The sequence below is a fragment of the uncultured Gimesia sp. genome (assembly GCF_937910335.1).
Taxonomy (GTDB): domain Bacteria; phylum Planctomycetota; class Planctomycetia; order Planctomycetales; family Planctomycetaceae; genus Gimesia.
This window is the reverse complement of record NZ_CALEMX010000217.1, coordinates 1-7,139: the sequence shown is the minus strand read 5'-3', so window position 1 is coordinate 7,139 and position 7,139 is coordinate 1. Positions and strand designations below refer to the sequence as shown.

The 7,139-nt window shown below is 44.8% G+C and carries 7 protein-coding genes; 5 read left to right on the top strand and 2 right to left on the bottom strand.

Going from position 1 to position 7,139, the window contains the following annotated elements; all coding sequences use genetic code 11:
* Nucleotides 1-308 precede the first annotated feature (308 nt).
* From Q0668_RS08445 to Q0668_RS08425, 5 genes are all read left to right on the top strand, one after another.
* Nucleotides 309-1,715 carry an HD domain-containing protein gene (locus Q0668_RS08445; protein WP_298862821.1) on the top strand — a complete coding sequence of 469 codons (1,407 nt, stop codon included), beginning with the start codon at nucleotides 309-311 and terminating at the stop codon, nucleotides 1,713-1,715.
* A gap of 241 nt (nucleotides 1,716-1,956) precedes the next feature.
* Nucleotides 1,957-2,307 (top strand): hypothetical protein, encoded by a 351-nt coding sequence (locus Q0668_RS08440; RefSeq protein WP_298862817.1) that lies wholly within the window; start codon nucleotides 1,957-1,959, stop codon nucleotides 2,305-2,307.
* Nucleotides 2,308-2,497: 190 nt separating this feature from the next.
* On the top strand, nucleotides 2,498-2,965 hold the full coding sequence (locus Q0668_RS08435) for a hypothetical protein (RefSeq protein WP_298862814.1): 468 nt from the start codon (nucleotides 2,498-2,500) through the stop codon (nucleotides 2,963-2,965).
* Nucleotides 2,966-3,488: 523 nt separating this feature from the next.
* Nucleotides 3,489-4,376 carry a dihydropteroate synthase gene (gene folP / locus Q0668_RS08430; RefSeq protein ID WP_298862811.1) on the top strand — a complete coding sequence of 296 codons (888 nt, stop codon included), beginning with the start codon at nucleotides 3,489-3,491 and terminating at the stop codon, nucleotides 4,374-4,376.
* An 86-nt stretch (nucleotides 4,377-4,462) separates the two neighbouring features.
* Entirely contained in the window at nucleotides 4,463-5,140 is a 678-nt protein-coding gene (locus tag Q0668_RS08425; RefSeq protein WP_298862808.1) for an SGNH/GDSL hydrolase family protein, read from the top strand.
* A gap of 18 nt (nucleotides 5,141-5,158) precedes the next feature.
* Here the strand turns inward: Q0668_RS08425 and Q0668_RS08420 are convergent, their stop codons facing one another.
* Together Q0668_RS08420 and Q0668_RS08415 are read right to left on the bottom strand one after the other, a co-directional pair.
* Nucleotides 5,159-6,127, bottom strand: coding sequence for a carbohydrate kinase family protein (locus tag Q0668_RS08420; RefSeq protein WP_298862803.1), 969 nt, complete (start codon nucleotides 6,125-6,127; stop codon nucleotides 5,159-5,161).
* 84 nt (nucleotides 6,128-6,211) lie between these two features.
* The gene (locus Q0668_RS08415; protein ID WP_298862764.1) at nucleotides 6,212-6,805 is read right to left on the bottom strand and encodes a DUF2062 domain-containing protein; all 594 of its coding nucleotides are present in this window, start codon (nucleotides 6,803-6,805) and stop codon (nucleotides 6,212-6,214) included.
* Between the last annotated feature and the right edge of the window lie 334 nt (nucleotides 6,806-7,139).

Genomic DNA, 7,139 nt, shown 5'->3' with positions numbered 1-7,139 from the left:
ATAGCGGATCAGCAGACTGAGAGTGAAATAGACCATCGCGAGAACGATGGTGGCCCCTAATTCCCAATGCACGATGGTGGTAATCTTCAGCAAGCCATGTAGAATAACAGTGAAAATCAGCGCGATAATGATCGCAATGATCTCCAATCGTCGCAAGAGTCGGCATCTCTTTGGATGATGCGTTTGATAATGAAGTCGGCTTGGAAGATGAGATAAAGTCATAAGTAGTTAAACTGTAACAAGATTTGAAATTATGAAAACCTGTTCAGACTCTACTGGCACTATAATGCAATTGAAACAGTGAGAAAATGGTACGCGATTTTATTTCCGAAAGTTTGACGCATGATCCGATTCATGGATACATCCCCTTTACTTCAAAAACGGGGATTTCTGAAGGAGAAGTCTCTGAACAGGAAATCATAGATCATCCCTGGGTGCAAAGACTGAGACACATTCATCAGCTACAGACTGCCTGGTGGGTGTTTCCTTCTGCAGAGCATATGCGGTTTCAGCATGTACTTGGGGCAATGCATCTGTCATCGGTTGCCATTAACGCCTGGTATGATTCTCTGAACACGGCATGTAGAAACGTCCCTTCCTTACCATATGTCGAGAGTTTAGTAAGGCTTGCCGCATTATTACATGACGTTGGCCATGGTCCGTTTGGGCATTTTTTTGATGATCATTATCTGGATCAATACGATCTGACACATGAAGACATTGGTGCTCACATTATTGAGCATGAACTGGGAGATTTGATTCGCGGAATTCGCAGAAATCCAAACGGTCGCCTGAACGCGCTGGAAGAACTGGACCCCAAACAGGTAGGCTGGCTGATTCGCAGACCCGCCGGCGATGCTGAAAGTGAGCAGGGCAATCCGGACTGGCTTTGTAAATTACGAGCCATGTTCAGCGGGATTTATACGGTCGACAATATGGATTTTGTTCTACGAGATGCTTATATGTCAGGTTATAACATCCGGGCTGTCGATGTTTCCCGATTGATTCATTACAGTTTTTTTACATCAGAGGGACTTACAATTCATGGTCGGGGCTTACCAACTTTAGTGAATTTTATTGAAACCCGCGCGAATCTGTTTCGCACAATTTATTATCATCGTACCGTTCGTGCACTCGATCTGGCTCTGGAAGAGATCTTTCCGGAAACAATGCAACATCTTTTTCAGGGAAATCCTCTAGAGAAACTGGATGATTATCTAGGTTTGACAGAATCCTCTTTTCTGGTAGATGTCGGCAGGTTTCAGAAAAGTCCTGATCGGAACGTCCAGAAATTAGGAGAACGCTGGCAGGAAATCCTTTCACGTAATGTCGAATGGAAAATGGCCTGCGAAAGGTCAATCAATTTTCATTCTGGATCCGCAGTTCATACGTCAATCTTTTCTGAACCAGATTTAATGGAAAAACGCGTGCGTGCTAAATTGCCAGACACGTTAAAACAGATCTCGCTCAGAATTGATATCGCCAGGCATTATCATCGCCCCAGTGGAAGACTACCTGCCGGCGGCCAAAATTTTCTACTGGATCCGGGGACCGAACAGACCCAGGAACTCAATGACGATGAATTATTTCGGGCATTGCCTGTCAGTTTTTTGATATTTCGAATTTATACACGGGATCATCTACATGATCTTGAGATGACAAATGCCCTGAACGCAGCTTTAGGTGAAGTCTCAGATTCGAAAACCAATATGTAAAACCCATCTAAACTCTTGTGCTCCAATTCATGACGAGTTCTATGTATTTTGGAGTCTGCAGAAGATTGAACAGAAATAAGGATTGCGACGTCTTCGATGATGCGCATTTTGCCCCCGGTTCTTGAGCTGTTTTCTCGAATTTTTCCTCTGAACAGGTGAGATGGCAGTCCTGTTATGTCGGTCGTGTCGATAGAAAAAATTCCGTGCGACTGGTTTTCGGGCAACGTCGATAGCTTTTAGTATGATCGACTTTGAACTAGAACAGATGATGGAAAATCCAGAATGGTGCCTTGTACTGAGCCATTACAGCCAGCTACAACTTCAAACCAAATCCCAAAATCCAGAGTTTGATGGTTGGATTATCCGCCAGAATGATATCTCTGATGTCGTGAAAGAGCACCTGCCTCGTATTCACGGCAAACTCATAGCCTTCGATTTACTGAAATTTCAGATTTCAGGGCGGGACTCCGGAGTATTCTATCAACTGACTCGCGAGGGAGAGAAAATGCTCCCGAAGCTGGAGAAGTTAATCAATAGCATAGGTGCTGAAGAAGGTCCCGAATCGGATCTTCCCTATGCTAAGTCGGCCTGAGGGATCATTTTAACACCCGATAGTGAAGGACTTCATAGTCTCTCACCAGAATACGAAGATCCAAATGATCTAACTCTTGCGAAAATTGATATTACCGGCGTAAAACAAAAAAAGCCCCTATTGCACAAGGCAATGGGGGCCATTTCAGTTTACCATAGCTCTTAGACTATCACACACGCGAAGTGTGTTATTGTCGGAAAGACCACACTATGCTTTTTTAGGAGCTGGTGCTGGAGCTTTCTTTGGAGGAGCTGGTGCGTTTTGTGCCTTTTTCTTAGGAGCTGCAGCAGCAGGATGTGCTGGTGAGCAGCTTGAGCAAGGTGATGCTGCACAGCACTTTGGTGCGGCAGTGCAGCACTTAGGAGCTGGTGCACAGCAAGTTGGTGCTGGTTTGCAGCATACGGGAGCTGGTTTGCAGCAACGTGTACGAACTGGCTTGCAGCAACGTGTACGAGCTGGCTTGCAGCAGCGTTCACGAACTGGCTTGCAGCAACGTGTACGAGCTGGCTTGCAGCAGCGTTCACGAACTGGCTTGCAGCACTTAACGCGTTCTGGTTTGCAGCAGCGGTTTAATAAACCAGCTTCTGCGTCGGATGAGCTGAAAGATGCAGACAATAATGTCAATGCAGCAATCATCGAGAGTGTGACAGCTTTTTGAATCATGGTGTACTCCTGAGATTCTTTAAATAAAGTGGTTCCACTTCGCTGAAAATTAAGTTACTTGGAACTATTTTTCAACGATGTCCCTAAGCCTACGTACTTAGGGAAAAACAGGTCTGTTTTTCTAGTATGGTAAGATTTGCCGGTTACGACAAATACGTTGTTTACAATACCAGAACGAATTACGTTGTCAAAGTAAAGGGAATACAAAAAAACAAGTTTCTCTAAAAATCCTCTATATCCTGAACTGTTATTAGGAGGGTTGGTTTTTGCGAGATTTTCAAATCATGCTCAACTTCACATATGATTAGGTATAGGGATTATGATTCTGCCATCACTTTGAAGCAGAAATTCGAAACACGGGAAGTAAACAGAGTTCCGTTCGCATAGAGAAAATCAGGATAATTTTTCAGTAGTAAGTACTTTCAACCAATATCCTTGCAACTGTCGGGATCGCGGAGTAAAACCAGATTCGTAGATGTGAAACTTTCCGAAACAACCATTTTCTTCTAGATCGTTGTGTGACTTTGCCAATTACAAATTCTTCCATCAAACCATCAGAAGATCACCGCCTCTGGAAATGTGGTTCTTCATCCATTCCTTTAAAGCGGTTACCCCTACTGATGGGAATTCTGAACGTGACTCCCGACAGTTTTTCCGATGGAGGAGAAGCCTCTGATCTCGCTGCTGCCGTAAAAAAAGGATTACAGTTAGAAGAGGATGGCGCTGACATCCTCGATATCGGGGGAGAATCGACCCGTCCAGGTGCAGAGCCAGTTACGGTAGAAGAAGAATTGAAGAGAGTCATTCCCGTCATCAAAGCCTTATCAGCACAAATACAGATCCCCATTTCTGTCGATACCACAAAAGCGGAGGTGGCGCGGCAGGCGCTCCACGCCGGTGCGATCATCATCAATGATATTTCCGGGCTCACATTTGACCCTGATATGATTTCGCTCGCTGCTTCCACTCAGGCGGGAGTCATTTGTATGCACATTCAGGGAACACCGCAAAACATGCAGGACCATCCCGAATATCAGAATGTCGTTTCAGATCTGAAAGTCTGGTTTAAGGATCGAATTCAAAAATTACTTGATTCCGGCGTTGATCGCGAGCAGATTGTGATTGATCCCGGCATCGGTTTTGGAAAAACGGCAGAGCACAATCTAGACATTCTATCCCAGATTCAAGATCTGAAAGACTTGGGTTTTCCCGTGCTTATTGGGCATTCCCGCAAGCGTTTTTTATCTAAACTACTCAATCGTCCTGTGGAAGAACGCCTGGCAGGTACGATTGGCGTTTCCCTGGCTTTGGCTTGTCAATCGGTTGATATCCTGCGGCTGCATGATGTGGCTGCCAATCGGGATGCCTTATCTGCCTGGGATGCCATTTCCCAAAGAGTGACTTAAAACAGCCATTTTTTACCATGAGTCAATTTAGTTATATAGAATAGTGACTCAGAAGTCTTACTCAGTTCTCACTTCGAGGAAACATCATGAAAAAGAATATCATTCATTTATTACCAGTCCTGATTTTGTTCTGTCTCTATTCATTTACTAGTCTGGCAGCGGAAAAACAAAAACACGATTTTGCCCGATGGGAGAAAACCATATCCCAGTTCGAACGGCAGGATCGGAAGCAGGGAATTAAGGAAAAAGGAGTTCTGTTTGTCGGCAGTTCCAGCATTCGCTTATGGGATTTGGAAAAATATTTCCCGAATCAACCAACAATCAATCGTGGCTTTGGTGGCTCGGAAATCGTAGATTCCACACATTTTGCAGAGCGCATCATTTTGAAGCACAAACCCAGGCAGATCTTTTTATATGCAGGGGATAATGATATTTCACGGAAACGAACAGCCGATGAAGTAGCCAATGATTTTAAGAACTTTGTGAAAGTCGTCCATAAAACGCTTCCGGAAACACGTATTGTCTTCATCGCAATTAAACCCAGCCTCAGCCGCTGGAATCTCTCGGATACCATGATCAAAGCAAATCAAAAAATCGAGGCACAATGCGAAAAAAATGCATTATTGGATTACGCCGATGTCTGGAAACCCATGCTGGGAACCGATGGCAAACCGAAGCCCGAACTATTCAAGTCCGATGGCCTGCATTTGAATCACGAGGGCTATCTCACCTGGAAAAAAGCGGTTCAACCTTTTTTAGATTAAGAATCATCCAGGCGTTGATTAGATCCTTTTAATCAGCAATTCATGAGATTCGACAAACTCATTCAGTTCATCGCGAGTGAAAATACCCGTTGTCGCACCAGAGGCACGCACGCAACTATGGCCCAGAGCGGAACCAAATTTGAGGCATTCTTCCGGGCTGACTCCTTCCCGTAAACCATGAATAAAACCTGCGACAAACGCATCACCGCTACCAGTGCCATCAACCAGATTTACAGGATATACTTCAGATTGTATCGTACGATCATCATCCATCAAAATACTACCTTCCCCGCCGCAGGTAATAATGATGGTATTCGCTCCCGCTGCTTTAAACGCACGCGCCTGCGCGATCGGATCAGATTCTCCCGTGATTAATTCTCCTTCGTCATTATTCGGCAGAAAGTAATCACTTAAGGGCAGAATCGGCTCGAGCATTTTCCAATAGTCATCAGGACGCGGTGTCACCACATCCAGAACCGTCGTTACACCAGCCGCTTTGGCAATGCGAAACATGGTCTCCACGTTTTCAGGCGATAACTCTTCGGAAAGGCAGTATCCACCCAGATACAAAATCTGGCTGGACTGGATCTGTTCTTTCGTGACCGTTTCACCTGTAAACAAAGAATTCGCGGCGACCGAATGAATAAAACGCCGATCTTCTCCTTTGACATTAATCACAAAAGAACCACTGGTGGGCAATTCGTCTGATTTCATCAAAAAATCGCAGTGCACTCCCGAATCGATCAGACTCTCTTCGACATAACGACCAAAGACATCCTGCCCCACAATGCCCGCGATCGCAACCTGCCGGTCGAGCCTCGCCAGATCGGCAGCCACGTTCGAAGCACAGCCACCGATGGTCAGATCCATCGCATCGGTAAGAATCAGTTCTCCCGGTTTCGGCATATGATCAATGGCCTGACAAACATGGTCAGCAACGATGATACCCGCACATAAACAGTCATATTTGGGCTGGGGAGACGACATTGGATGCCCCTTTATGTCTCGACAAAATCTGACAGGCAATAGAGTGATTGATTATTATCAGAGAGTTAAGCTTGAATTCAACACCTAACTGGAATGAAGATGCGCAGATTTTGTGTTCTGCTCAGAGTCGACCGGTTTATGAGGAATGACAGTCGAAGTTTCAGAATCAACCGGGTGGATCGATGGTGTCAGCTTTTGAAAGTGCATGACCAACCTGAGCATAATCGGATAGGTTACCAGAGAAAAAAACGTGGCGACAACTAAAGAGCCAATAATCAGAGGCGACCCCACTTCCAGCAGGAGTTGTTTAACAGTCTCCCACCATCCGCTGAAGCCTTCAAACTCGAGGATTTTGGCGAAATCACCCTGAGTCATCGATCCACCAACGTAATACGTCCCAATTTTGTAATCAAACCAATAGATGGGAACGATGGTCAGCGGGTTCGAGATATAAACGGTAATCAACGACGCAAATTGATTAAATCGAAATAAGGGACGCGTCAGAAATGCAAAACAAACCACAATCAGCATTTGAATGCCCACCGTGGGGGTTAAGGCGATAAACATCCCGATTGCCGTACCCAGCGCAATTGAGTGCGCACTGTCATCCAGCATTAAAATTGAACGCAGAAGAGTTCGGGGGCTGCTATTCCAGGCTAATTTTGAAGAAGATGACATACAGGCGATTCAAAAAGTAATTCAGAGATATCGATCTAGAAGCTTGTTCACATCATTTCACCGACGATTTGAATAATTATATCGACCAATTCAAGGTAAAATATCTCTCGTTTATGGAATTATTGGATTAAGACGGTCATGTTGTCTAAGACAACGATCTCAATAGGTGTGATTATAAGGAATGCAACCCGCTTGAAAGCAATAAATTTGTCTTTTTCTACCATCGGCTTTCTATTCTAGTGAAGGGTTTAATCATTAGGCAACCGAAATTACCAGTCCGAATTAGACCCGGTTAAAATACTTGAATGGCAGGTTATATTATCTAAGTCACCCG